Genomic DNA, 25,891 nt, shown 5'->3' on the forward strand with positions numbered 1-25,891 from the left:
CACCGCCCCAAGGGCGTTGGAATGATCATGCGACTCGGGTCAGCGGTGACTACAGCTTCCTGGCGGCGCAGCGATGGCTGAACATGGTGTGATTCCTTGGCTGGCTGACGTCTGGCCTGACCATGACTGGGCGCGGGCCATGTTGCGCAAGGGATGTTTTCACCATGTCGCGGTGACGGGTACGGCGGTCGCGCGGGTGTCGTGCCACGGGACCCAGCCGGAGCGGCTGGCTCGGGAGCATGCGGTGCTGAGTGCCTTGGAAGGGCTCGCGCTGCCTGTCGAGTGTCCGCGGCCGCTTTCGACGGTGGTCGATCGGGGCGGTTACTCGGGGATGTTGGTTAGCGTCGTGCCGGGGGCGGAGCGGAGTGACTGGGGATGGGAGGCGCTCGGCGGCGGGCTGGGGGAGCTGATGCGTCAGCTGCACGAGGTCGAAATTGTTGTGGGGGAAGGTGTTTTGCCTGCGCCGCGTAGTTGGTGCGGCGGGCGGGGTTGGCCTGACATTGTCGAAGATCAGGTGATAGCGGGTCTTGTGCCTGAGGTGGCCAGGGTTGCACGGGTGGTTGTGGAGGACTTGCTTGCCGCCGAGGCGGACGCGCAGTTCGGGTTCGTGCATGGGGATTTCGGGCCACACAATGTGCTGTGGAGTGATGAAGGAGTCAGTGGGGTCATCGACTTCGATCACTGCTGTATTGGGGATCCCGCAATGGATTTGGCTTCGCTGATCAGTTTTTTTCGGGGCCGACGCTGTCGCCACCCTCACCAACGATCGTTACCTGCTCGACCGCGCTCTCCGGCATCGAGCGAGCTTCCCGCTGCAGCTGGCTGCCGCCGCCGTGCTTGTTGGCGACAGCCGGTTGCTGCGGCACGCGCTCGAAAACTTCAGGTCTCGGTGTGGTGCTGGAACACTCCATGACCCCAGCGGTCGAAAACCGTTGGGGTGGAAGGGGTATTAGCTGAGGGTTTTGAGGGCGGCGGGGTTGTAGGGCTCTAGATCGGCGGTGCGGCCGGCGAGGACTTTCGCGGCCCATTCCGGGTCCTGGAGGAGGGCGCGGCCTACGGCTACCAGGTCGAATTCGTCGCGTTCGAGGCGGTCGAGGAGGTTTTCGAGGTTGCCGAGGGGGGCGCCTTCGCCGGTGAAGGCGCGGAGGAAGTCGCCGTCCAGGCCGACAGAGCCGACTGTGATGGTGGTTTTGCCGGTGAGTTTTTTGGTCCAGCCGGCGAGGTTGAGGTCGGAGTCGGCGAATTCGGGGAGCCAGTAGCGGCGGGTGGAGGCGTGGAAGGCGTCGACGCCGGCGGCGGCCAGGGGGGAGAGGATGGCTTCGAGTTGCTGGGGGGTTTCGGCGAGGCGGGCGCTGTAGGCCTCCTGCTTCCACTGCGAGTAGCGGAAGATGATCGGGAAGGTGGGGGAGACGACTGCGCGGACGGCGGCGACGATGTCGGCGGCGAACTTGGTGCGGGACACGGAATCGCCGCCGTAGGAATCGGTTCGGCGGTTGGTGCGCTCCCACAGGAACTGATCGAGCAGATAGCCGTGCGCGCCATGCAGTTCCACGCCGTCGAAACCGATGCGCTCGGCGGCCGCGGCGGCCTCGGCGAACGCGCCGATGATATCGTCCAGATCGGCCGCGGTCATCGCCTTGCCCGTGCCTTCGGTGCCATCGACACGGATGCCCGAGGGGCCGACCGCGGGGGCGTCGGCGAACGGCGGCTCGCCCTGATTGCGAACCATGCCGATGTGCCACAGCTGCGGCACGATGGTGCCGCCGGCGGCGTGCACATCCGCGGCCACCCTGGCCCACCCCGCCAGCTGCTCCTCCCCGTGGAACCGCGGCACCCGATCGCTCTGCCCGGCCGACTCGTGCCCCACATAGGTGCCCTCGGTGACGATCAGCCCGACGCCCGCGGCGGCGCGACGCGCGTAGTAGGACCGCACATCGTCGCCGGGAATCCCGCCGGGGGAGAACATGCGCGTCATCGGCGCCATCACGATCCGGTTCGGGACGGTCAGCCCGTTCAGCGTGATGGGCCGGGACAGCAGTCGGGCCGTGCGGGACGCGTCGGAGACGATGGAGGTCACTGGCTGCTCCTCAGGGCTACTTGCCAACCTAGATGGTTGAGAACTTCAAGTAATCGGTCTCGACGCTAACGCTAAATATTTGAGGTAGTCAAGTTTCTGCGGATAGGCTGGCCGGTATGGCAGCAACCCGCGCCGACACGGCCACGCTCATGGAGCTGCTCTCGCTGTCGCTGGGCGCCTACTACGGGGACTTCACCCTGGCCGCCGCGAGCGAGCACCTCACCGCCAGCCAGGGCAAGGCCCTGACCGTGCTGCGCCGCGGCCCCGTCGCCATGCGCGCACTCGCCGAGATCATGGCCTGCGACGCCTCCAACGTCACCGGCATCATCGACCGGCTCGAGAAGCGCGGCCTGGTCCGCCGCGAGCCCAGCGCCTCCGACCGCCGCGTCACCAACCTCGTCATCACCCCGGCGGGTGAGCAGCTCACCGACGCGATCCGCGCGAAAATGCATGCCACGCACGAGGGTTTGAGCCGGCTCAGCGACGAGGAGCAGGCCCAGCTCGGCACCCTGCTGAACCGCGTCTTCACACCCCGCTAGTCGACGCTGACCGCCTCGACGATGTTCAGCCGCGCCGCCCGCACGGCCGGCGGGATCGAGCCGAGCAGGCTCAAAGCCAGTGCGGCCACGGTGAATACGAGCAGGGACGGACCCGGCCGGAACCGCACGTCGATGCCGAGCGTGTCGGTGGCCAGCAGCGAATAGAAGAACTGGTCGGCGAGCCCGAGAACGACGCCGAGCACCGCTCCGATCCCGCCGATGGCCGCGGCCTCGGCCAGCACCATGCGCAGCGCGAAGCGCCGGCTGGACCCGACCGCGCGCAGAATCCCCAGCTCCCGACGCCGTTCCAGCAATGCCAGGGTCAAGGTGTTGAGCAGCGCCATGGCCGCGATGAACGCGACGATCACCAGCATGATCCGCGACAGCACGAGCCCCTCCTGCATGGCCCGGCTGATGCCATCGAGCGCCGCCGCACCCGAATAGGCATGGATTTCCGGCGGCACCGCCGCGCGGATCGCCGAGATCAACTGGCGCGCATCGGTTCCCGGCGCGGCGGCGACCTGCAGCGTGGTGGAACCGGGCCGGGCGAACCACTCGCGCATGAGGGTCAAGCTCAACGCCGCCGTGCCGCCGAGCGCCGAGAAGTACGACACCGTCGCCAGTACCCGGATCCGTTTCGCACCGGCCGGAGTCTGCACGGTGAGCTCCTCACCCCGCGAAACCTTCAGCGAGCGAGCCAGATCCCGCGACAGCACGATGCCCTCACCCGCGGCCACCCGACGCTGAGCATCGGCGTCGAGCGCCCGGAACAGCGAATAGGCGCTCCCCGGATCCACCCCGTACACAACGGCTTTCGTCCCCGCGACCGTCGCGAACGCCATCTGCCCCTCCACCACCCGCCCCACCCCGGGCACCGCCCGCACCCGCCGCACCACGTCCTCGGGCAGCAAACTGGTCGGCGTCATATCCTCGGCGGACATGCTCACCCACGCGTCGGTGTCCCCCAGCGACGCGAAAGTGTCCCGCGCGGAACGGGTCGCGTCGGCATTGGCGCCGGTGATGGTGATGGTCATGCCGACCGCGATGGCGACGGTCATGAGCGTCGCCCAGACACGACGCGGCGCCCGGTCGATGTTCACCCCGGCCAGCACGCCCGCCGAACCCAGCCGGCGAGCGGTCGCCCCCGCCGCACGCACGATCGGCCCGGCCGCCGCGAACGCCAGCAGAATCTCCGCACCGAACACGAAACCCAGTGCGGCCGCGGCGAACAGACCCAGATGCGCCTGCTGCACGACCACCGCCGCACCGGCGAGCGCCAGCCCCGCCCCGGCCGCCGCGATCCGCAACCGGGGCGACACCACGTCCGCCCGGGACACCCCGACCGGGACCAGCGCCTCGACCGGCGCCACCCGATACACCTGCCGCGCCGCCACCGCCGACGCCGCCACATTGGTGAGCGTCGCGGCCGCGACCGCCGCCGGAATCGCGTACCCCGGCAGCAGGTATTGCAGCCGAGCCTCCATCATCTGCGTGAACGCCCCCGGCAGCAGCCCGATGGCGTAGCGCCCCGCGAACACCCCGAGTACCGCGCCGAGCAGACCGCCCACCAGTCCCAGCGCCACCGCTTCGGCGAGCACGTCCCGCACGATGGTCTGCCGGCGCGCACCGATGGCCCGCAGCATCGAGATCACCGGCCGCCGCCCGGCCAGCGCCATGCTCATGGTGTTGTAGATCAGGAACGCCGACACCACGAACGCCAGCCCCGCGCCCATGGACGCGATGAACCGCACCATGACCACGCCATTGTTGTGCTGCGCAGCCCGTGCCGCCGGGGTGTCGACCAACGCCCGCCCGGCCACCGCGGCGGTGACGGCAGATTTCAGTTGCGCGGCAGAAATTGTGGGCGCGGCCACGATCAGCACCGAATCCAGCTGCCCGACCCGGTCGGTGATGCGCTGCGCCAGCGGCAGCGGGGCCACCAGAAAGTGCCCACCGTCGAGCCCGCCGAACTGTCCGCCGCTCAGCACGGCCGCGACGGTCACCTCGTGCGGACCCAGCCGAACCCGCTGCCCCTTGGTGAATCCCGTTGCCGGCCCGGCCAATACGCCGTCCGGAACGGTCAGCAGACCGGCCATCGCGTCACCCGCGACCGCTCCCTTCAGATCGCTGTCGAGCGCCGCGCTCGAGGCGTCGACCCCGAGCACCAGCAGTCGATCGGCGTCCGGCCCGGCGGTCGCGCGCAGCATGGGCACCGCCGCCGCCACCCCCGGCACGGCCGCGACGTCCGCGCGTACCTGCTGCGGGAACCCCGCATCGGTCACCCCCGAGACCTCCAGCGCCGCATTGCCCGACAGCCCCGCCGACAACCGCGCCACCGATCCGGTGAGCGAACCCGAGATCCCGATGACCGCCACCAGGAACGCCGAGCACACGCTCAACACCACGAGCGATGCGACGGTCCGCCCCCAGTGCGTGGTGAACTCGCGAATGGTGAACAGCCGCAGCCGGTCCAGCAGCGCGATCATGGATCAACGCTAGGTTTCGCGGAACCCGGTGTCCATACCCTGACGCGACCCGTCTGAGACATTAGTCTCGTAGCTGAGCGGCGCGTGGAGAACGAGGTGAGGCGCAATGAAGGTCGTGGTGGCCGGAGCGACAGGGGCGATCGGACGGCCGCTGGTCACCGCGCTACGGCAGTCCGGACATCAGGTCTACGCCCTGACCAGGGGCGGACACGGCGCGGAGGTGGCCCGTGCGCTCGGCGCGACCCCGCTGGTGGCCAATGTGATGGACCGCAAGGACCTGCTGCGCGCCACCGAACGACTCACCGCCGACGCCGTCGTCCACCAGCTCACCGCCTACCGGCATTCCCCGCCCACCCACTACCACGCCCCGGGTCTGTTGCGCACCAACGCCTTACGCGACGTCGGCAGCAGGCATCTGGTGGAGCTGGCCGAAAGGGCCGGGGCGCGACGGTATCTCACGCAGTCGCTGATCGTCGGCTACGGCCTGCGCGATCACGGCCCCACCCCGGTGACCGAACAGGACCCCTTCGGCCGCATCCCCGGCGACGCCAACGACGCCATCATCGGCGCACTGCACGAAGCCGAGGCCAATGCCTGGCGCGCGTCCGGCATCGATGGAATCGCCTTGCGCTACGGCCTGTTCTACGGGCCCGGCGCGTCCGACGCCTTCGTGCGCGCCCTGCGGCGGCGCGTGTTCCCGCTGCCCAATGCCGAGACCGGCTACACCGGTTTCGTCCACGTCGCCGATGCCGCCGCCGCGACCGTCGCCGCCCTCGAACACGGCGCTCCCGGGCAGGCGTACAACATCGTCGACGACGAGCCCATCACCTGGGCCACCATGTTCGACGCCATGGCCGCGACCATCGGCGCGCGCCCGCCGCGCCGCCTGCCGGCCCGCCTGATGCGCCTGGCCTCGCCGCTGGCCGCCACCCAGATGCTGGACTTCTCCCTCCGCGTCTCGAACGCCAAGGCGCGCACCGAGCTCGGCTGGAAACCGCAATATCCCAGCTACCGCGAGGGCCTGCCCACGCTGGTGAACGAGGCGCCCGAACCCCGCTGACCCGGCCCGCCGGAACACATTCGCGCCGCCTACCGTTGATCATCGCGAATAGGGCGCACCAGGAGGGCAGTGATGACGACACCGGCGGACCCCACGTACACCTGGCTGGGGGAGGAGCTGGATCTGGACGCCTACCTGGCGCGGATCGGATTCGCCGGCGACCGCACGCCCACCCTCGCCACCCTGCGCGCCCTGGTGCGCGCCCACACCACCGCGATCCCGTTCGAGAATCTGGAGATCATCCTCGGCCGCGGCATCGCCCTGGACCTGGAAACCGTGCAGGACAAGCTGATCCGGCGGCGCCGCGGCGGCTACTGCTACGAGAACGTCACCCTGTTCGCGGCGGCGCTGGAGCGGCTGGGCTTCGAATTCACCGCCATGTCCGGCCGCGTCACCCGCGGCGCGACCACCCTGCGCCCGGCCACCCATTCCCTGCTGCGGGTCGCGACCGCCGACGACGACCGGCACTGGCTGTGCGACGTCGGCTACGGCGCGGGCCCCCTCGAACCGGTCGAGCTCGCCCCGGATCGCGGCGAATTCCGCGCGGGCGCATGGCGTTTCCGGCTGGACCGGCAACTCGACGCGGTCGGCGGCGAACTCTGGACCCTGTACCAGTTCGGCAAGGACGGTTTCGTGGACCGGCACACCTTCGCCACCACCCCGCAGTACCGGGTCGATTTCGCGGTCGGCAATCACTTCGTGTCGACCTCGCCGCGCTCGCCGTTCACCATGCGGCCGTTCGTGCAGCGCTTCCACGCGGACGTGCATCATCAACTGGACGGCACCACCTGGACGACCGACTATCCGGATGGAACGGACGAGGTGCGCGAACTCGAGGCGGGCGAACTGCCCAAGGTGCTCGCCGAGGTCTTCGACATCGAGCTCGACGAGGCGGATGCCGCGCGTCTGATCCGAGCCGACTGGCCGGCCGCGCGGGGTCGCGGCGGGCTCGCCACGTGAAAGGTTGCTGAATCCTCCCGACATGCGGGAGCAAACATGCACCAAACCGTTTGGTCTATGCCTCGTCATAGATGCACTCCCACCAGCGATTACCGGTATTTCGTCACGCCCCGGTCACTGGAATGCGGCAGACATCTCACCGAGATCTCGCTCATATCTCACGCTGACGTCGGCGATCCGCGCGCCGCCCGCTACACTCGTGCGGGGAAACGCGCGGGCAACCGCGCTGTCAAACAGTCGTCTCGGAGAACTTCGGAGTAGTGCCATCGAAACCGGCCAAGTGATCGCAGGGCATTACCGCCTGGTCGAACGGATTGGTAGCGGCGGCACAGGTGTCGTCTGGCGAGCCGTGGATCAGCGGCTCGAACGTTCCGTGGCGGTCAAGCAGATCATCACCCAGCCGAGCCTGTCGGATGCTGACAAGGACATCGTTCGGCAGCGCGCCGCGCGTGAAGCCCGCAACGCGGCCCGGTTCCAGCACCCCAACGCCATCGTCGTGTTCGACATCACCGAGCACGAGGGTGACCCGTGCCTGGTCATGGAATATCTGCCCTCGCAGAGTCTGGCGGTGGTGCTGTCCGCGCAGGGCACGCTGCCGCTGCCGCAGGTCGCCCGCATCGGCGAACAGGTGGCATCCGCCCTCATCGCCGCGCACCGGGCCGGAATCGTGCACCGCGACGTCAAGCCGGGCAACATCCTGCTCGGTGACAACGGCGCTGTGAAGATCACCGACTTCGGCATCGCCAAATCCAAGGGCGACGTGACCCTGACGGCCACCGGGCTCATCTCCGGCACCGCCGCCTACCTCGCCCCCGAGGTCGCGCGCGGTGCCGAACCGACCCCGGCCGCCGACGTGTTCGCGTTGGGCGCCACGCTCTTCCACGCGCTGGAGGGCGAACCGCCCTACGGCACCAACCCGAATCCGCTCGCGCTGCTGTACGCGGCCGCCAACGGTCAAATCAGCGAGCCGCGCAATGCCGGGCCGCTGTCGGATCTGTTGCTGTCGCTGCTCAGCTTCGAGCCGGAGGACCGGCCGAGCATGCTCGACGTGCGCGACATCATGGCCGAATTCGCCGAGGTGGGCCCGGACGCCGAGGCCACCCGCGTGCTGGCCGCGCGCCGCTCCGGTCCGGCCACCCCGCCGCCGAGCGCCCCGCGCAGTCAGCCGCGCCAGACCCGGCAGATGGAACGGCGCTCAGCCGCCAATGTCGACATCCCCACCGGCGCCATGAGTCAGGCGCAGCTGCTCGAGACCCCGCCGCCGCGCCCGGCCATGAACGCCGGACCGCCGACCCGCAATCACGTTGCGGCGGAAGCGGATTACGACAGCGGCGGCGGCTCGAACAAGAAGTGGCTGTGGATCGCGCTGGTCGCGGTCGTCGTGGTGGCCGGCGGCATCGTGTTCGGTGTGCTGGGCAGTTCCGGCTCGGATTCCAACCCCGGCGCGGGCGGCAGCTCCACCTCGGCCAAGGCCTCGGTCTCGGCGAGCGCCACCAAGGGCGCGCCGTCGGGTCTGGGCCAGACCAAGAGCGCCGCGACCGTGAGCGTGGGCAATGGCGCGGACGCCGTCGACAAGTTCTACGACGCCCTCACCTCCCAGCGGTATCAGGAGGCGTGGAGCCGGCTCACCCCGGCGGCCCAGCAGGTGTACGGCAGTTCGGCCGCGTTCCAGAGCTATTGGACGCAGAACCCGATCCAGCGCTACTCGACCATCGAGGGCGCGCGCGGCAGCGACAGCAACAATGCCGACGGCTCGGTGGACATCTCGCTGGCGAGCCTGACCACCAAGAACGGTGGCAGCAAGTCGGTCACCCTGCGCCTGATCGACCCGGGCAACGGCAACCTGCTCATCGACAGCGACACCAAGTAGTCGCAACCCGCTCGAAAACTACTGCGCCGCACCGGAACTCCGGTGCGGCGCAGTTGCTTTTGCGGCCGGGTCAGTGTTGGAACGGCGGCGGCCGACAGGCTGGCCAGCAGCCGCAAGGCGTCCGCGCTGGGCGTGCCCGGCTCGACGTGGTGGGCGACCAGCGCCTGGTCGGGATCGTCGGGGAGCCGGAAGGTTTCGTATCCCAGCTCGACGCGGCCCACGATGGGGTGGCGGTAGATGTGGCGGCCATGGGTCTTGTCCTTGAGCTCGTGCCGCTGCCAGAGGGCCGCGAATTCCGGACTCTCGGCGTTCATTTCGTCGATGAGCGCGGTGATGCGCGGGTCCCCGGGATTGCGGGCGGCATCCAGGCGCAGGTAGGCGACGGTGTCGGCGGCCTTGTCGTCCCAGTCCTCGTAGAGGTCTTTGGCGCCCTCGTCGAGGAAGACCAGGTGCAGGAAGTCGCGCTGCGCGGGCGGCAGCGCGCCGAAATCGGTGATCAGGGCCGCCGCCAGGCGATTCCACGCCAGCACGCTGACACCGCGGCCCACGATGTAGGCGGGCACGTCGTGGGCCGCGTCGAGCAGGCGGCGCAGCCCGGGCCGCACCTCCTGGACGGCGGGCGGCTCCTCACCCGACCACGGGCGGGCCAGCCGGTAGAAATGTTCGCGCTCAACGGGATTCAGGCGCAGCGCCCGCGCCACCGCGTCCAGCACCGACTCCGAGAACTGCAGGCTGCGGCCCTGCTCCAGGCGGACGTAATGATCGACGCTGACCCCGGTGACACCGCACTTATACACTCCTCATCTAGCCTGGTGGTATGACGCGATCAACGGCAGACAAGGACCTGGCCTGGCTGCTGGAGATCAACGCGGCGTTGGCCGCTGCGGTCGCGGGCACCGACCCGGCCGAGTGGGTGTACGGGTACGTGCGGATCTCCCGCGATGAGAAGGACCGCGCCGAGGGGGTGGCGTTGCAGGCCAAAAACCAGGTCGCCCATGCCCCCGCAAGGGGTTGCGGTTGGCGCGGATGTTCTGTGACAACGATCTGTCGGACGCGGACACTGATCGTCCGGCGTTGCGGGAGTTGTTGCCGCTGGTGGCATCTGGGCCGAGCAAGGTGGTGTTGGCGCGGGATGTGGCGCGGTTGACCCGGGATTACGACCTGGGCAACGAGTTGATGAAACTCGGGCGTGATGAGGGGGTGCGGTATGTGTTCGTCCGCGACACCGACTACGACCTGACCACCGGGGCGGGCCGCAAGAGTTTCATGGTGAAGGTTGCCGAGGCGGCCGAGTACCGCGAGACCAACACCGAAAACCTCTTGGATCGGATGAGCGAGGAGGCGGCGAAGGGGGTGATGCAGGGCGGTTCACGTCGGTTCGGGTATGGCAAAGTGGTTGGCACGCACCCGATTACCGGTGCCGAGATCCTGGACCGGTACGCGTTGCGGGAGGCGGAGGTGGCGGTGCTCGAGGAGGGTCGGGACCGGGTGATCAACGGGGAGTCGCAGACCACGATCATCACCGATTGGAACGCGCGCGGCATCACCACCTCCGAGGGCGGACTGTGGCGCGTCGGCAAGCTCGCCCACCTGCTGCTGTTGGAAGCGTATGTGGTCTACGACCTGGGCGAGCACACCGACCCGGCCACCGGGGCGCGGTGTGCGTGTCTGACCAACCCCGACGGCAACGGGATTCGGGTGCACGCCCGGACCGGGACGCGGCATCTGGCACAGTGGCCGGGCATTTTCACCCGCACCGAGCATGACGCGATGCGGGCGGCGTTGACCACCCACAAGCGCCGCACCGACGGCACGGCCAAGCGCCCCCGCCAACGCAACGGCGAGTACTGGCTGACCGGGCTGGTGCAGTGCGGCGGCACCTGGGCCGAGGGCAGCGAGCGCGCCGGGCAGCCGTGCGGGTCATGGATGGTCGGATCACTGCTCGAGCGGAAGCGCAAGAACGGCACGATCGTGCAGCGCCGCTATGGGTGCAGGGCCAAGGACTCCGCGAAACGCCCGTGCGGGTGCGGGCGGGTGTTCCGGGACGCGGGCGCACTGGAAATGTTCGTGGCTCAGCAGGTGATCGCCGAGTACGAGAACCCGCAGATCCTCGCCCGCCTGGATCGCGGCAACGACAACGCCGAGCGGATCGCGCAGTTGCAGAAGCGGATCGAGACCACGGCGGGGAATCTGAACGCCGAGGCCGATCGGCGCGCCGAGATTCTGTCCAGCTCCGGTGATGAGGACGATTTGCGGGTGATCGACCGCACCATTGCCGGGCTGAAGCAGAATCTGAAAGCGTTTCGCGCCGAACAGGCTTCGCTGCGGGGCGCGCAAGCGTTGGCGGTGTTGGCCGATATCGGTTCCACCCCGGGTGAGTTGCGCAAGGCATGGGATGCCAAGGGTTCGCGGTGGCGGCACGAGGCCACGGCCCGGCTGGTGGAGAAGGTGATCGTGAAACCGGCGCGGGTGTATGCGGCCAAGTGGGAAGACCAGAACGGCAAGGTATGGCGATTCGACGAGCACTCGGTGGACATTCGGTGGCGGGAGCTGCCGGGGGGACGCATGAGGTCACGCGGCGTCGCGCTGGTCGTCCTCGTCGAAGGTGGCCAGCGCGTTGCGCAGGAACAGGGCCAGGGATTCGATCACGGCCGGGTCCTCAATCGTGGGCGGCAGCCCTTGACGTGCACGGGCTTCGGCGACCAGGCGGCGCGTTTGCTCGCTGGTCGGTCCCACCCACATACGTGTGTGCCCGCTGGGGGCCGTTCTGCGGGCCGCCAGGGGCGTCACGCTGGCACCAGCGGGCTCGGTGACCGCGACCGGATCGACTTCGCTGTGCTCACTCATGATCGGTCCCGTTCTGCGCGAGGGTCGGTGAGGTGGTGGCCGCGGTTGGTCGGCTCTGCACTGCGGCCACGCCTCGGCGGCGCGGTGATGGGCGCACAGATCGACGCCCACGAGGGCGGCCACAGTCGGCCCGGCCGTGGCGGCGGGTCTCCCTATGGCGATCGGCTGCAGTTCGTCCGAAGTGGTCCGGAATCGGTCTCGATACCTATCGACTCCGGCCAGACCGGCGAAATTCAACGGCGGCGAGCCAGGAATCCGAAGGCCCGGCCTGTCCCGGACCGCGCAGCGATAGCAGGCACACGCCGCAGCACGTGCGGAAACCAGGAGCCCCGAGTTGCGGCCGGACACGGTCCGTGCGGGTCGAGGCACCCGGCGGCACGTCGGTGTGCACGTGCCCCCGCCACGCGATGATCCACCCCTGTATGGATAGGAACCCTGGACAGCTCCCGAGCCGCAATGAGCGTGTTGACCTGGTGATACGGCCCGCCGGTGGTGGCGCGTTCAGGCGGGCCACGGATCGGGCCATGGAACAGCGCACCGAACGCCCCACGGATCGGCCACCATGGCGCGGTCGGTGCGGCGGTGTTGTCGGTGTGGGGGTGGCGTGGGGTTCGGCTGTCATCGAGGCTCCCGTCGTCGTGATCCGGCGAGCCGAGGTGAGCAACACCCCGATCGCGACCGGTGCGCGGGCGTTGTCCAGCGACCGCCTCAGCCAGGCAAACACCCCGCGCGACAGGCTATTACAGCCTGTCGGGGTTGCGAGGCGGTCGCCGTTAACCCTTGCTGACCTGCCCGAATGCCGGACCGGCACTGTCCCGTTCACTCGCCCGCTCTAAGCGGGCGAGTGAACGGGACAGTGAGCGGGCGACAGAGTGGGACAGTGAAAAAGCCGCCCGCCTTCGTGATTCGTCTCGTGTCGGCGGCGACTCGCCGAGCCCGATCCGGTGGCGGTGTGTGCCTGGACCTCACGCTGAAGTGCGTGATGGCTCACATAGCCAACCGCATGCGAAGGCGGCCGTCTACGCGCGGTGTCGCCCGTGGAGGCGGTGCAGGTTGGCGATCGAGACGCTATGGAAATACGTGTCCGTCGGCCTCGCTCATGTCGTCGGTGTGGATAGTCAGCCGATCGCCCGTGTCCACATAGATCACATCAGTGAGCTTGACGAGCGCGTCGATCTCGCCCGGTTCGAAGTGATCGGCGCTCGGCGCGATGATCGCGTTGGCGCCCTCATTCCAGACCAAGGTCATCAGCCGTTGCACGACCGCCTCACGCTCGGGTGCGACCAAGACCATCAGGCAGATCGTGTATCCGTATCGCTCGGCAACAGCGTGCATCTCCATCTCGTGCTGGGGCTTCTGAGGGCCGGAGATCTCGCGGCGCAGAAACCCGATCGCGTACTCGGCCATGGCTACGCCCCGACGTATTCGCGATACACCGGCCGGGCAATCGCCACCCTGCCCCGGTTCGTCGGCCGCCACCGTGCGGGACCTTGCAGGGTGCCCATCACCAACCCGGTCCGCAACAGACGCAACAACGCCCGGTGCACCGAGGTTTCGGCCAACCCGGTCGCACGACAGATCTGACGCGCGGTGAGCGTCCGGGCGGGGTCCAAATTCGACAGTGCGCCAAGTACTTTCGCCTCTGGTTCAGTAAACGCCATCGGTTACCACCCCCGGCTGATCGGTATATACGTGCGCGGCGGCTCGGCCGCCAGACGCGCCTGGATGTCGGCGACGGTCAGCCGAGGTGCGTCGCAGTCCACAGCCCCGACGATGCGCCCGATCACCGCTGCGACGAACACCCCTAGCGACACGAGCGTGATGGCAAGAATGAGTTCCATGTCCGGCAGCTCCTCCGGTACTCGACGGTCGATATCCATTGCGCCGGACGGCGGGGAGATCGCGATTGCGGGGACATGACCCGCCGGGCGCATCCCTATGACACACCGCGGTATCGCCCAGGGCCACCGAAACGGTGGCACCGAAAATTCCTCCCCGAAACCCCTGAACAATCCCCGCCGCTGGTGGGACGATTACCCCGCAACGGTGAATCCGACCTCCCCGAATCGGAGGATGTCATGACTCAAACCAACCAGCGAGACAGGCTCAACACTGCCGCGTCGCCAACTCGGCCGCTACCTGCTTGAGTGGCGCAGCCGCGCCGGGTACACACAAACCAAGGCCGCCCAGCTATTGGAAATGGGCGCTTCCAGTCTCGGACGGTTGGAGAAGGGGGAGAACTCTCGAATCAAGACCCGCGACATCCAGGCCGCGTGCGACCTGTACGGCGTGCCAACCGATCTCGCCGCCGCGCTCGTCGGCCTGGCGAAGCAGGCCAACGTCAAGAACTGGTGGCACCAGTACGGGGACCTGATCCCCAAGGACTTCGACGTCTACGTAGGTCTCGAAGCCGCCGCGTCGAAAATCATTACCTACCAACCCGATCTGATACCCGGCCTGCTTCAGATCGCCGACTACGACCGCGTGCTCGCAGAACGCTGGACCGACGACACCGACGAGGAGCGAGAGCGGCGCGTGCAGTTGAAGATGCAGCGCCAGAAGATCATCACCCGTAAGACACAGCCCGTTACGCTCGACGTCGTGGTCGGCGAGGCAGCGCTACGCCGGATCGCGGGCAGCCGAACCATCATGGCCAACCAACTCCGGCACCTGGCAGATCGATCCACCCAGGACAACGTCGAACTCCGCGTACTTCGCTCCGTCGCAGGCTTTCCGGGCGGCATCTCCATGCTTCCACTCGTCGTGCTGCAATTCGGGGAATCCGCACCCGGTGAGCCGGTCGAGCCCCCAGTCGTGTTCTTGGAGGGCGTCGTGGGCAACATGTACATCGAAGATGCCGACGACGTGGCAAGCTTCTTGCGATCCTACGATCGCATACGGAACGCATCGCTCGACAGTTCCGAGAGCCGACAGTTGCTCAGGCACATAGCAAGGGAGTATGACAGTGGACATTGACCTGTCCGGCGCGCACTGGTTCAAGAGCAGCTACAGCCAAAGCGGCGGCGAATGCGTAGAAGTCGCCCACCTGGACGGCGGCATGGTCGGCGTCCGCGACTCCAAGAACCCCACCGGCCCCGCACTGATCTTCACCCCCAGCCAGTGGAACGCCTTTACCACAAGCGTCAATAACGGAGAATCCAACCGCCCCAGCTGATTCCAACTGACCCCGATCGCCACAGTGAGCGCCCCGCCAACGGCGGGGCGCTCACTGAGGCTTTTTCATCCTTGGGCGGCTTGGATTTCGCGGTCCTGGAGTGCGTGAACGGCTTTGGCGAGCTGTCCGGCCTTGTGCGGGCAGCAGCGTAGCTTCCGCAGTACTTTCCAGCTCTTGAGTCAACCGGTCCTTGGCGTTCTGACCCCACGGGTTGCCCTTGTTCTCCAGGTTCTTGAACAGCCCCGCCAGTTCGGAGGGGAACTCCGATTCGATGAGGACCTGGTAGCGGCGCATGTCGATGATGTGGTCGACGTGCTCGATATCGACCGGGCACTGCTCGACACACGCGCCACAGGTCGTGCACGACCACAGCACTTCCGGGTCGATGATGCCGCCCACATCCTCGCCACCGACCAGCGGCCGCTCCGCCTCCGCGCGGGCGGCCTCCGAAATCTTCGCCAGCGCACGCTCATTCGGTTCGGCCGTTCCGCCGCCCGCGAGCAGGTAGGGCGCTTTGGCGTAGGTGTGGTCGCGCAGCGACATGATCAAGAGCTTGGGGGACAACGGCTTTCCGGTGTTCCAGGCCGGGCACTGCGACTGGCAGCGGCCGCACTCGGTGCACGTTGTGAAGTCGAGCAACGCTTTCCACGTGAAGTCCTCCACCTTTCCGGCACCGAAGGTGTCGACATCGGGGTCGGCGGTGTCCATCTCGAGCAGCCGTCCGCCGGACATCATCGGTTTGGCCGCGCCCAAAGCGACTCCGCCGTCGGATTCGCGCTTGAAGTAGATGTTGAAGAACGCCGAAAGCCGGTGCCAGGCCACGCCCCAAGTGAGTCGGCGTCCCACGATGTACAGAAACGCCGCGCCCGCGAGCATTTTCACGAACGCGAACACCGAGACCAGCAGCGGACTATCGGGCAGAATCCGCGCGACCTGGATGGTGACCGGATCGGTCCAGGCGTGCGCGTGCCCGTAGGTGGCGATCTTGCCCGCCTTGACCAGCACATCGCCGACACCGTGGATCAGGACGATCGTCTCGATGAGATACGCGGCGGCGAAATTGGATCCCGCGAAACGCGACAGCCGTTGCGGCCGGCGCGGATGATTGCGTTGCCGGATCGAAATCAGTGCGACGATCCCGATAATCGTCGCCAGGCTCAGAATTTCCTCCAACAGCCGATAGCCGGGAGTTTCCCCGATCACCGGCCAACCGAACTCGGGATCGAAGGTCTGCCCGTAGGACTCGAAGTAGAACACCATCCCGAGCAGGAACCCGACCATCACCAGCCAATGCGCCCAGCCGACGGTCCGGAAGCGGTTCATTCGGGTGTGCGCCGCGACCTCGACCACCACGGTCCTGGCCCGCGGCAGGACCGGCCGCCACCGCGACCCGTCCGGCTGCCCCGCGCGCAGCACCCGGATCACCCGGGCCACCCCGGCGATCAGCAATCCCCAGCACAGCAGCGTGACGACGGCTCCGAGGCCGCCCAAAACGATCGTCGCGGTACCCAATTCGTTGTCCCCCAATGCTCCCCAGCAGCCCCCGACCAGCAACAAGACGTATGTTACCCGTGAGTAGTTTTCGTGTTCGAAGCCAAGCTATCACCCCGTCGGCGGGTGCGGAAGATCCGGCGGCAGGAACCTGCCAAACCCCGCCCTCGCCAGTTTCGTTGCGGCGGTTGACAGCTCATGCTTTGTTGCATCCCGTGCGAAATCGTTGCCAAGACGTTTGCATCGGGTCTGCGACAGCGCCCTTTTCGAGCTGGATATGGCTGTAATGTCGATAAGGTGCAGCGACGAATCATGGGGATCGAGACCGAATTCGGGGTGACGTGCACCTTTCACGGTCACCGACGGTTGAGTCCTGACGAGGTGGCCCGGTACTTGTTCCGCCGGGTGGTTTCTTGGGGCCGTAGTTCTAACGTGTTCCTCCGCAACGGTGCCCGGCTCTACCTCGATGTCGGTTCCCATCCGGAGTACGCGACGGCCGAGTGCGACAGCCTGGTGCAGCTGGTCACTCACGATCGGGCCGGTGAGCGCGTCCTCGAGGACCTGCTCATCGACGCCGAGCAGCGACTGGCGGAGGAGGGCATCGGCGGCGACATCTACCTGTTCAAGAACAACACGGACTCCGCCGGCAATTCCTACGGCTGCCACGAGAACTTCCTCGTGGTGCGCGCCGGCGAGTTCTCCCGCATCTCCGACGTGCTGCTGCCGTTCCTGGTCACCCGCCAGCTGATCTGCGGCGCGGGCAAGGTGCTGCAGACGCCGAAGGCCGCCACCTTCTGCCTATCGCAGCGGGCCGAGCACATCTGGGAGGGCGTCTCCTCGGCGACCACCCGCTCGCGGCCGATCATCAACACCCGCGACGAACCGCACGCCGACGCCGAGAAGTACCGGCGCCTGCACGTGATCGTCGGCGACTCCAACATGGCCGAGACCACCACCATGCTCAAGGTGGGCACGGCCTCGCTGGTGCTGGAGATGATCGAGGCCGGCGTCGCGTTCCGAGATTTCGCCCTGGACAACCCGATTCGCGCCATTCGCGAGGTGTCGCACGATCTCACCGGGCGGCGGCCGGTGCGGCTGGCGGGCGGGCGGCAGGCCAGTGCGCTCGACATTCAGCGCGAGTACTACGCGCGCGCCGTCGAGCATTTGCGCAACCGCGACCGTGACCCGCAGGTCGACGCCGTGGTGGATCTGTGGGGGCGCACCCTGGATGCCGTCGAGGCGCAGGATTTCGCCAAGGTGGACACCGAGATCGACTGGATCATCAAACGCAAGCTGTTCCAGCGGTATCAGGACCGCTACAACATGGAGCTGTCCGATCCCAAGATCGCCCAGCTGGATCTGGCCTACCACGACATCAAGCGCGGACGCGGCGTCTTCGACCTGCTCGCCCGCAAGGGGCTGGCCAAGCGGGTCACCGAAGACGAAGCGGTCGACGCGGCAGTGACGACGCCGCCGCAGACCACCCGCGCCAAACTGCGGGGCGATTTCATCACCGCCGCGCAGGAGGCGGGCCGCGACTTCACCGTCGACTGGGTCCACCTCAAGCTCAACGACCAGGCGCAGCGAACGGTGCTGTGCAAGGACCCGTTCCGGTCGGTCGACGAGCGCGTGGATCGCCTCATCGCCTCGATGTAGGGGAAAACCAACGCTCGGGACTCGGGCCTCCGCCTCCCCGCGGCCGGGCTCCGCCCCCGAACCCCCTCGAGATTTCGGGGCTCCGCCCCGGACCCCGAGAACTCGGGGCTCCGCCCTCGGACCCGGGAGTTCGGAGCTCCGCCCTCGGACCGGGAGTTCGGGGCTCTGCCCCGGGACCCGAGAGCTCGGGCTCTCTTCCGAGGCCCCGCCTTCGGGCCCTGCCTCAGAGGCCCCGGGAGTCCGGCTGCGGGCTCTGGAGTTCGAGGCTGGTCCCCTGGACTCGGGACCTGGTATTCGGGCCGCGAACCTGCAGGTTCGCGGCCCGGGCTACGTTCTGGGGGATTTGTCCGGTTTGTGGGCGAAGCTCGCATAGGGGACGGGTGGGGGAAAACGCGACCGCCCGTGCACCGGAGCGGCGGCGGTCCCATTACTCTCTACGGGGTGGCGATATCCAAGGTCGAGCGGTTGATGAATCTGGTTATCGCGCTGCTTTCCACCCGGCAGTTCCTGACCGCTGAGCGGATTCGGGACAGCGTGGCCGGGTATGAGGAGTCCGCGAGTGACGAGGCGTTCAGCCGGATGTTCGAGCGGGACAAGAACGAGCTGCGCGATCTGGGCATACCGCTGGAAATCGGTCCGGTGAGCCGGTATTCGAGCGTCGAGGGCTACCGGATCAACCGGGATGCCTATGAGCTCCCGGATATCGACCTGACCAGCGAGGAAGCCGCCGCCGTCGCGGTGGCGGCGCAGTTGTGGGAGTCGCCGGAGCTGGCGGCGGCCGCGGAGAGCGGTGTGCTGAAGCTGCGCGCGGCCGGAATTCACGTGGAGCCCGACGCCGGGGTGTCGGCGGTGCCCGCGGTCCCGGCCCGCACCCGCGGCTCCGAACCGGTGCTCGGCAAGCTGCTCGCCGCCATCGACGCCGGACGGTCGGTGAAGTTCAAACACCGTCAGTCCCACGGGGATCCGATCGAACGCGATGTGCAGCCGTGGGGTGTGGTCACCCATCACGGCCGCTGGTATCTGGTCGGGCACGACAATGTGCGCGACGCGCAGCGGGTGTTCCGGATCTCCCGCATCGCCGAGGACGTCACCGAATACGGCCCGGCCAATGCCGTGCACAAACCCGAGGACCTGGACCTGCGCGCCGTCGTCGCCGAGGTCACCGCGCAGTCCCCGATCACCGGATCGGCCACCGTGTGGGTGGCCGAAGGCCGCGGCCAGGAGATCCGCCGGCTCGGCCCGATCATGGAGGAGCGCACCGTGGGCGGCCGCCGCGGCTCGATCGTGGAGGTGCCCATCCGCTCCCGCGACTGGCTGGCCCGCCTCATCACCGGACTCGGCGCGGACGCGCTGGTGCTCGCGCCGGAAGAGTTGCGCGACAATGTGATCGCGCGCCTGAAGTCGGTGCTGGAACGGACGGAGGTGACCGCGTGAGCGAGCGCAGCGAGCGAACCAAGGGCACAGCGCGCGTCGCGCACGCCGGAGCCGAGCGGAGCGAGGTGGAGGCGTGAGCGAGGCGAACACGGCTCGCAAGGGGGTGCCGGCGGGCCCGCGGGCCTCCGACGGCGCCAAGGATCGGCGCGCGAACACGGCCGCGACGACTCGCCTGTCGACCCGGCTGGCCAGGCTGCTCAACATGGTCCCGTACTTCCAGGCCAATCCCGGCATCAGTGCCGCGGAGGCGGCCGCCGAACTCGGCGTCTCCACCAAACAGCTGATGACCGACCTCAACCAGCTGTGGATGTGCGGTCTGCCCGGGTACGGGCCCGGCGACCTGATCGACCTGTCGTTCTCCGAGGAGAGCATCGAGGTCACCTTCTCCGCCGGCATCGACCGCCCGCTGCGGCTCACCTCGCTCGAGGCGACCGCGCTGCTGGTGGCGCTGCGCTCGATCGCGGATCTGCCCGGCATGGTGGATCCGAGCGCGGCCCACGCGGCCCTGGTGAAGATCGAATCCGCCATCTCCGGGCGGGAATTCGCGGGCCCGCCGCTACCGGTGCCGGTGGAGGCGCCCGCCGTGGCCACCGTCCGCTCCGCCCTCGAACACGCGCACGCGCTGTGCCTGGTCTACTACTCGGCCAGCCGCGACGTGGTCTCCGAGCGGGTGGTCGACCCGATCCGGATCGTGCTGGTGGACAACAACAGCTATCTGCAGGCCTGGTGCCGGCAGGCCGAGGGCGTGCGACTGTTCCGCCTCGACCGCATCGAGGAGGCCACCGAACTCGACGAACCGGCTCGCCCGCCCGCCGAGGCCGCGGCCGACGAGACCGAGGGCCTGGACCTGTTCGTCGACGATCCCGCGGTTCCGCTGGCGCGCTTGCTGATTCGACCCGACTACGCCTGGGTGCTCGAGCAGTACCCGATGCACCCGGTCACCACGCACGCCGACGGCGGGGTGGAGGCCACCATGCGTTTCGCCACCCTCGACTGGATGGCGCGGCTGCTGCTGGGCTTCGGCTCGGGCGTCACCGTGCTCGGCCCGCCCGAACTGGTCACCGCGGTGCGGGAGCGGTCCGGATCGGCGCTGGCGGCGTACGCGGCGGCGGCCGAGGCGTTCTCCGCCGGGCTCGAGGAGGTCGGTCCCGCTTGAGTTTTCGCGTGACGGTGCTGGGGGCGGGCAGCATCGGATGCTATGTCGGGGGTCGGTTGGCCGCGGCGGGGGCACGGGTCACGTTCGTGGGCCGGCCTCGCGTGCTCGACGAGCTGCGCACCTTCGGGCTGCACCTCACCGATCTCGACGGCAACACCGCACACCTCGATCCCGCCGACTTCGACACCGCCACCGAACCGACCGGTGACACCGATCTGGTGCTGGTCACGGTGAAATCGGCGGCCACCGCCGCGGCGGCCGAGCAACTGGCCGGTCTGGTGAAACCGGGCACGGTGGTGATCAGCCTGCAGAACGGCATCGGCAACGACGCGGTCATCCGCGAGATCCTGCCCGCCTGCGTGGTGCTGGCGGGCATGGTCATGTTCAACGTCGTCCATCACGGGCAGGGCCGCTTCCATCGCGGCACCGCCGGCACCGTCGATATCGCCGACGATCCGGTGCTCAACCGCTTCGCGCCGATCTTCGGCAAGTCCGGCCTCGGGTTCGAGCGCCACCCGAATCTGCTGCCCATCCAATGGGCGAAACTGCTGCTGAATCTGAACAATCCGATCAACGCGCTCTCGGGCCGCCCGCTGCGCGAGGAACTCGCCACCCGCGACTACCGCCGCTGCCTGGCGCTGGCCCAGCGCGAGGCCCTCGCCGCCATGGCCGCCGCCCGCATCCGCCCCGCCCGGCTCACCCCGCTGCCCCCGGAGGCGATGGCGCGGCTGCTGACCGTGCCCGACGGCGTCTTCCGCCGGGTTGCCGCGAAGGTGCTGGCCGTGGACCCGGTGGCGCGCTCGTCCATGGCCGACGACCTCGCCGCCGGACGCAAAACCGAAATCCCTTGGCTGTGTGGTGAAATCGTCAGCCTCGGCGCCATGGTAGGAATACCCACGCCCGTGAACCAGAAGCTGATCGAACTCGTGACAGCCGCGGAGAACGGCGACCGGCGCACCTGGTCGGGCCCGGAATTGCTGAAACAGCTCGCGAGCGCGGCGCGTGACGGCGCGGCGAACAAGGGTTGACAACCAGGTTCGGGATATGCGGGTCCGGTAGCATCGGACTCACCAAGTCTTTGGAGGTAATGGAATGACAGGCGCCATCAGCCCGTGGCACTTGCTGATCGTTGTGCTGATCTTCTTGCTGTTCTTCGGCTCGAAGCGCATGCCCGACGCCGCCCGCAGTCTGGGTCGCTCGATGCGCATCTTCAAGACCGAGGTCAGCCAGATGCAGAACGAGGGCAAGACGGGCGAGGCCGCTCCCGAGGCGCAGGCCCAGCCGGTCCAGCCGCCCGCGCAGCTGCCCCCGGCTCAGCCGGTCCAGCCCGCGCCCACCGCGCAGCCGAACGACCAGCACAAGGCCTGAGGCCACGTCTCGCCCGGGATGAGTGATCTCTCATCCCGGGTCGATCGTTGTCCGGGTCCGGTATCTGGCCGCTAGGCGGAGGCAGTCACACTCACATGCGCATCCCGTTCGATCCCCGGCGCAGCAAGCGCCGCACGAACCCCGACGGCACCATGTCGCTGGTGGATCACCTGTCGGAGCTCCGCACGCGATTGCTCGTCGCGCTCGCCTGGATCGCGGCCGGCACCCTGTTCGGGTTCTTCTGGTACTCGCATTCCTTCTTCGGGATCGACAGTCTCGGCGAGATCCTGCGCGGACCCTACTGCGATCTGCCCGCCTCCTCGCGGGCCAATCTCAGTACCGACGGCGCCTGCCGGCTGCTGGCGACCGCACCCTTCGAGCAGTTCACGCTGCGGCTGAAGGTCGGCACCACCGCCGGCGTGGTGGTGGCCAGCCCGTTCTGGCTGTATCAGCTGTGGGCGTTCATCACCCCGGGCCTCTACGCCAAGGAACGCAAGTACGCGATCTCGTTCGTGGCGGCGGGCGCGGCGCTGTTCGTCACCGGCGCGGTGCTGGCGTACTGGGTTGTCGCCCATGCCCTCAGCTTCCTGATGACCATCGGCAACAACGTGCAGATCACCGCGTTGTCGGGTGCGCAGTACTTCAGCTTCATCATCAAGCTGCTGGTCATCTTCGGCGTCAGCTTCGAAACCCCTTTGCTCATCGTGGGTTTGAACTTCCTGGGCGTGCTGACCTACGCGCGGCTGACCAAGTGGCGGCGCGGTTTGATCTTCGGCCTGTTCGTGTTCGCGGCCATCGTGACCCCGCAGGACCCGATCTCGATGCTGTCGCTGGCCCTGGCGCTGACCCTGCTGTTCGAGATCGCGGTGCAGATCGCCCGATTCAACGACAAACGCCGCGCCCGCAACGCCGAGAACTGGGACAGCCTCGCCGACGACCAGGCCTCCCCGCTCGACACCGCACCCGGCGGCGTCGATTCGGCAACCCCGGTCGCCCCGGCCGAACCGGTCAGCGCGACACCCGCGGAGAAAACCACTCGAGCCGCGTCGGACTACTCCGATACGCTCTGACGAGTGACATCAACGTCGCTTACTGGCGAACTGGCGGCATTCGCCGCCGAACTGAAATTCGAGCTCGATCCGTTCCAGCGGCAGTCGTGTGCGGCGCTCGAGGGCGGGCACAGTGTGCTCGTGTGCGCGCCCACCGGCGCCGGCAAGACCGTGGTCGGGGAATTCGCCGTCCATCTGGCGCTGGCCTCGGGCGGCAAATGCTTCTACACGACGCCGATCAAGGCGCTGTCGAATCAGAAGTTCGCCGATCTCACCGAACGCTACGGTCGCGACGAGGTCGGCTTGCTGACCGGCGACCAGTCCATCAACCCGGACGCCTCGGTGGTGGTGATGACCACCGAGGTGCTGCGCAATATGCTCTACGCGAGTTCGGATGCGCTGCGCGGACTTTCGTATGTCGTCATGGACGAGGTGCACTATCTGGCCGACCGCTTCCGCGGCGCGGTGTGGGAAGAGGTCATCCTGCATCTGCCGCCGGAGGTGCGGCTGGTGAGCCTGTCGGCGACGGTCTCCAATGCCGAGGAGTTCGGCGCGTGGATGGAGACCGTGCGCGGCGACACCGCGGTCGTGGTCGACGAGACCCGGCCGGTGCCGCTGTGGCAGCACGTCATGGTCGGCCGCCGCATGTTCGACCTGTTCGACTCCAAATCCAGTGACGCCAGGATCGTCGTGGACGAGGATCTGCAGCGCTACATCAAACACCGCGAAGCCACCGACCGGATGGACAACTGGGCGGTGCCGGGCCGCGGGCGCGGCGGACCGCGGCGCTCGTTTCGGCCCATGCCGCGACCGGAGGTGATCGCGCGCCTCGACGACGAGGGGCTGCTGCCGGCGATCACGTTCATCTTCAGCCGCGCGGGCTGTGACGGGGCGCTGGCGCAGTGTGTGCGCTCGCGGCTGGATCTCTCGCGCGAGGACGATCGCGCGGTGGTCGACGAGATCATCGAGAAGCACACCGGGGATCTGCCGCGCAGCGACCTCGAGGTGCTGGGCTACTGGGAGTGGCGCGAGGCGCTGCACCGCGGGTTCGCCGCGCACCACGCCGGCATGCTGCCCGCCTTCCGGCACACCGTCGAGGAACTGTTCGTGCGCGGGCTGGTGCGGGCCGTATTCGCCACGGAGACACTGGCTCTGGGCATCAACATGCCCGCGCGCACGGTGGTGCTGGAACGGCTGGTGAAGTTCAACGGCGAGAGCCACGCCGAGCTGACGCCGGGGGAGTACACGCAGCTCACCGGGCGCGCGGGGCGGCGGGGCATCGACGTCGAGGGTCATGCGGTGGTGCTGTGGCAGCCGGAGGTCGACACCAGTGCGGTGGCGGGTCTGGCCTCCACCCGCACCTATCCGCTGCGCTCGTCGTTCCGGCCGGGCTACAACATGTCGATCAACCTCGTCGATCGCATGGGCGCGGTGGAGTCGCGGGCGCTGCTGGAGCGGTCCTTCGCCCAGTTCCAGGCCGACCGGTCGGTCGTGGGGTTGGTGCGCGGCATCGAACGCAACGAAGCCCAATTGCGCAAGCTGCGTTCCCAACTCGGCGACGAGAGCTTCTTCGAATACATCCAGCTGCGCGAACGCATCCGCGAACGCGAACGCCACATCGAACGCCAGGGCCGCACCGACCGCCGCCAGGCCGCGGTCGTGGCCTTGAGCGGCCTGCGGCGCGGAGATGTGGTGGCGATCCCGTCCGGACGCCGCCAAGGGCTGGCGGTGATCCTGGAACCCGATCAGACACCGGGTGATCCGCGGCCGCTGGTGCTCACCGAGGACAAGTGGGCGGGCCGGATCTCGGCCGCCGACTTCCCGACTCCGGCCGAATCGCTGGGCCGGCTGCGGCTGCCCAAGCATGTCGACCATCGCACCGCGCGGGTGCGCCGCGATCTCGCCTCGGCGCTGCGCAGCACCGGGATCGTCATGCCCCGGCGCGGCCGCCAGGGCGGCAAGTCCAAGGCCGCCGACGACCGCGAGCTGCAGACCCTGCGGCGCGCCCTGCGCAACCATCCGGCGCACGCGCGCCCGGATCGAGAGCAGTTGGCGCGCATCGGCGAACGCTACAACCGGGTCGAGCGCGAAACCGAGCACCTGCGCCAGCAGGTGGCCGCCACCACCAACTCGCTGGCGCGCACCTTCGACCGCATCCTCGGGCTGCTCGAGGAGCGCGGCTATGTCGCCGAGGGCGAGGTGACCCAGGACGGGCGTCGCCTGGCCCGCATCTACGCCGAAGCGGATCTGGTTGTGGCCGAAGCGCTTCGGCAGGGCCTGTGGCGCGGGCTGGGTCCGGCCGAGCTGGCCGCGGTGGTGTCGATCCTGGTGTACGAGTCCCGGCAGGAGGGCGGCTACCTGGGCGCTTCGGGGCCGACCGCGCCGATCCGGCGGGCCGTGGACGCCACCATCGGGGTGTGGTCGCAGCTGCGCGCCGACGAGTCCCGCCATCGGCTCTCGCCCACCCGCGAACCCGACCTCGGATTCGTCACCGGCGTCTACACCTGGGCGCGCGGCGACGACCTCGCCGACGCCCTGCTCGCCAGCGGCGATCGCGGAAACCCGCTCTCCGCAGGTGATTTCGTGCGCTGGTGCCGTCAGGTCGTCGATCTGCTCGACCAGATTCACAACACCGCCGACGACGTCGAAGTCGCGGCCACCGCGAGCAAGGCGGTGCGGGCCATCCGCCGGGGTGTCGTGGCCGTGGACGCGGCGTAGTAGAT

20 protein-coding genes and 4 pseudogenes are annotated in these 25,891 nt (G+C 68.3%); 15 read left to right on the forward strand and 9 right to left on the reverse strand.

Annotation, left to right across the window (positions count from 1 at the left end; all coding sequences use genetic code 11):
- Positions 1 to 139: 139 nt before the first annotated feature.
- Positions 140 to 679, forward strand: a pseudogene (locus D7D52_RS40355) (phosphotransferase); the annotation flags it as partial.
- A gap of 43 nt (positions 680 to 722) precedes the next feature.
- Here D7D52_RS40355 and D7D52_RS39250 read toward each other — a convergent pair.
- On the reverse strand, positions 723 to 866 hold the full coding sequence (locus D7D52_RS39250; RefSeq protein ID WP_246023161.1) for a hypothetical protein: 144 nt from the start codon (positions 864 to 866) through the stop codon (positions 723 to 725).
- A gap of 83 nt (positions 867 to 949) precedes the next feature.
- Positions 950 to 2,077 (reverse strand): NADH:flavin oxidoreductase, encoded by a 1,128-nt coding sequence (locus D7D52_RS19420; RefSeq protein WP_120738385.1) that lies wholly within the window; start codon positions 2,075 to 2,077, stop codon positions 950 to 952.
- A 116-nt stretch (positions 2,078 to 2,193) separates the two neighbouring features.
- Here D7D52_RS19420 and D7D52_RS19425 point away from each other — a divergent pair, with 116 nt between their 5' ends.
- Entirely contained in the window at positions 2,194 to 2,616 is a 423-nt protein-coding gene (locus D7D52_RS19425; RefSeq protein ID WP_246023162.1) for a MarR family winged helix-turn-helix transcriptional regulator, read from the forward strand.
- On the opposite strand, the gene D7D52_RS19430 is transcribed toward D7D52_RS19425, so the two are convergent.
- Positions 2,613 to 5,102, reverse strand: coding sequence for an ABC transporter permease (locus D7D52_RS19430; RefSeq protein WP_120738387.1), 2,490 nt, complete (start codon positions 5,100 to 5,102; stop codon positions 2,613 to 2,615). The two genes, D7D52_RS19425 and D7D52_RS19430, sit on opposite strands and share 4 nt — an antisense overlap.
- 106 nt (positions 5,103 to 5,208) lie before the next feature.
- Between D7D52_RS19430 and D7D52_RS19435 the strand changes: the two genes are divergently transcribed.
- The 3 genes from D7D52_RS19435 (at position 5,209) to D7D52_RS19445 (ending at position 8,992) form a co-directional block, all read left to right on the forward strand.
- A complete protein-coding gene (locus D7D52_RS19435; protein WP_120738389.1) occupies positions 5,209 to 6,162 on the forward strand; it encodes an NAD-dependent epimerase/dehydratase family protein in 954 nt (317 codons plus the stop codon).
- 72 nt (positions 6,163 to 6,234) lie between these two features.
- On the forward strand, positions 6,235 to 7,122 hold the full coding sequence (locus D7D52_RS19440; RefSeq protein WP_120738391.1) for an arylamine N-acetyltransferase family protein: 888 nt from the start codon (positions 6,235 to 6,237) through the stop codon (positions 7,120 to 7,122).
- 349 nt (positions 7,123 to 7,471) lie between these two features.
- On the forward strand, positions 7,472 to 8,992 hold the full coding sequence (locus D7D52_RS19445; RefSeq protein WP_246023163.1) for a protein kinase domain-containing protein: 1,521 nt from the start codon (positions 7,472 to 7,474) through the stop codon (positions 8,990 to 8,992).
- Between the two features lie 116 nt (positions 8,993 to 9,108).
- Here D7D52_RS19445 and D7D52_RS19450 read toward each other — a convergent pair.
- Positions 9,109 to 9,789: pseudogene (locus D7D52_RS19450) on the reverse strand (helix-turn-helix transcriptional regulator); the annotation flags it as partial.
- Positions 9,790 to 10,009: 220 nt separating this feature from the next.
- On the opposite strand from D7D52_RS19450, the gene D7D52_RS19455 reads away from it, so the two are divergent.
- Positions 10,010 to 12,250 carry a recombinase family protein gene (locus D7D52_RS19455; protein ID WP_281279114.1) on the forward strand — a complete coding sequence of 747 codons (2,241 nt, stop codon included), beginning with the start codon at positions 10,010 to 10,012 and terminating at the stop codon, positions 12,248 to 12,250.
- Between the two features lie 657 nt (positions 12,251 to 12,907).
- Here D7D52_RS19455 and D7D52_RS19460 read toward each other — a convergent pair.
- Genes D7D52_RS19460 through D7D52_RS19470 form a run of 3 tightly spaced genes read right to left on the reverse strand, consistent with a single transcriptional unit; the run spans position 12,908 to position 13,719 of the window.
- Positions 12,908 to 13,318, reverse strand: a complete 411-nt coding sequence (locus D7D52_RS19460; RefSeq protein ID WP_162958091.1) for a hypothetical protein — start codon at positions 13,316 to 13,318, stop codon at positions 12,908 to 12,910.
- A complete protein-coding gene (locus D7D52_RS40360; protein WP_120738399.1) occupies positions 13,249 to 13,500 on the reverse strand; it encodes a MarR family transcriptional regulator in 252 nt (83 codons plus the stop codon). The genes D7D52_RS19460 and D7D52_RS40360 overlap by 70 nt, the downstream gene beginning before the upstream one ends.
- A gap of 3 nt (positions 13,501 to 13,503) precedes the next feature.
- Complete coding sequence (locus D7D52_RS19470) at positions 13,504 to 13,719, reverse strand: hypothetical protein (RefSeq protein ID WP_162958411.1); 216 nt, start codon at positions 13,717 to 13,719, stop codon at positions 13,504 to 13,506.
- 232 nt (positions 13,720 to 13,951) lie between these two features.
- Here D7D52_RS19470 and D7D52_RS19475 point away from each other — a divergent pair, with 232 nt between their 5' ends.
- Both D7D52_RS19475 and D7D52_RS19480 read left to right on the forward strand, forming a co-directional pair.
- Positions 13,952 to 14,815, forward strand: a complete 864-nt coding sequence (locus tag D7D52_RS19475; RefSeq protein WP_120738403.1) for a helix-turn-helix domain-containing protein — start codon at positions 13,952 to 13,954, stop codon at positions 14,813 to 14,815.
- On the forward strand, positions 14,799 to 15,014 hold the full coding sequence (locus tag D7D52_RS19480; RefSeq protein ID WP_120738405.1) for a DUF397 domain-containing protein: 216 nt from the start codon (positions 14,799 to 14,801) through the stop codon (positions 15,012 to 15,014). The genes D7D52_RS19475 and D7D52_RS19480 overlap by 17 nt, the downstream gene beginning before the upstream one ends.
- A 65-nt stretch (positions 15,015 to 15,079) precedes the next feature.
- On the opposite strand, the pseudogene D7D52_RS39255 reads toward D7D52_RS19480, so the two are convergent.
- Together D7D52_RS39255 and D7D52_RS19485 are read right to left on the reverse strand one after the other, a co-directional pair.
- Positions 15,080 to 15,193, reverse strand: a pseudogene (locus tag D7D52_RS39255) (IS5/IS1182 family transposase); the annotation flags it as partial.
- 1 nt (position 15,194) lies between these two features.
- Positions 15,195 to 16,526 (reverse strand): annotated as a pseudogene (locus D7D52_RS19485) (4Fe-4S dicluster domain-containing protein); the annotation flags it as partial.
- 276 nt (positions 16,527 to 16,802) lie between these two features.
- On the opposite strand from D7D52_RS19485, the gene pafA reads away from it, so the two are divergent.
- From pafA to D7D52_RS19520, 7 genes are all read left to right on the forward strand, one after another.
- Positions 16,803 to 18,161, forward strand: coding sequence for a Pup--protein ligase (gene pafA, locus D7D52_RS19490; protein WP_187703011.1), 1,359 nt, complete (start codon positions 16,803 to 16,805; stop codon positions 18,159 to 18,161).
- 441 nt (positions 18,162 to 18,602) lie between these two features.
- Complete coding sequence (locus D7D52_RS19495) at positions 18,603 to 19,595, forward strand: helix-turn-helix transcriptional regulator (protein ID WP_187703012.1); 993 nt, start codon at positions 18,603 to 18,605, stop codon at positions 19,593 to 19,595.
- A 172-nt stretch (positions 19,596 to 19,767) separates the two neighbouring features.
- Positions 19,768 to 20,751: a helix-turn-helix transcriptional regulator gene (locus D7D52_RS19500; RefSeq protein ID WP_281279230.1), complete on the forward strand. Its 984-nt coding sequence runs from the start codon at positions 19,768 to 19,770 to the stop codon at positions 20,749 to 20,751.
- The gene (locus D7D52_RS19505) at positions 20,748 to 21,779 is read left to right on the forward strand and encodes a 2-dehydropantoate 2-reductase (protein ID WP_120738407.1); all 1,032 of its coding nucleotides are present in this window, start codon (positions 20,748 to 20,750) and stop codon (positions 21,777 to 21,779) included. Before D7D52_RS19500 ends, D7D52_RS19505 begins: the two co-directional genes overlap by 4 nt.
- Before the next feature lie 64 nt (positions 21,780 to 21,843).
- Entirely contained in the window at positions 21,844 to 22,119 is a 276-nt protein-coding gene (gene tatA, locus D7D52_RS19510) for a Sec-independent protein translocase subunit TatA (RefSeq protein WP_120738409.1), read from the forward strand.
- A gap of 95 nt (positions 22,120 to 22,214) precedes the next feature.
- Positions 22,215 to 23,189, forward strand: coding sequence for a twin-arginine translocase subunit TatC (gene tatC / locus D7D52_RS19515; RefSeq protein WP_120738411.1), 975 nt, complete (start codon positions 22,215 to 22,217; stop codon positions 23,187 to 23,189).
- 3 nt (positions 23,190 to 23,192) lie between these two features.
- The gene (locus D7D52_RS19520) at positions 23,193 to 25,886 is read left to right on the forward strand and encodes a DEAD/DEAH box helicase (RefSeq protein ID WP_120738413.1); all 2,694 of its coding nucleotides are present in this window, start codon (positions 23,193 to 23,195) and stop codon (positions 25,884 to 25,886) included.
- Positions 25,887 to 25,891: the final 5 nt, after the last annotated feature.

Source organism: Nocardia yunnanensis (assembly GCF_003626895.1).
Taxonomy (GTDB): Bacteria; Actinomycetota; Actinomycetes; order Mycobacteriales; family Mycobacteriaceae; genus Nocardia; species Nocardia yunnanensis.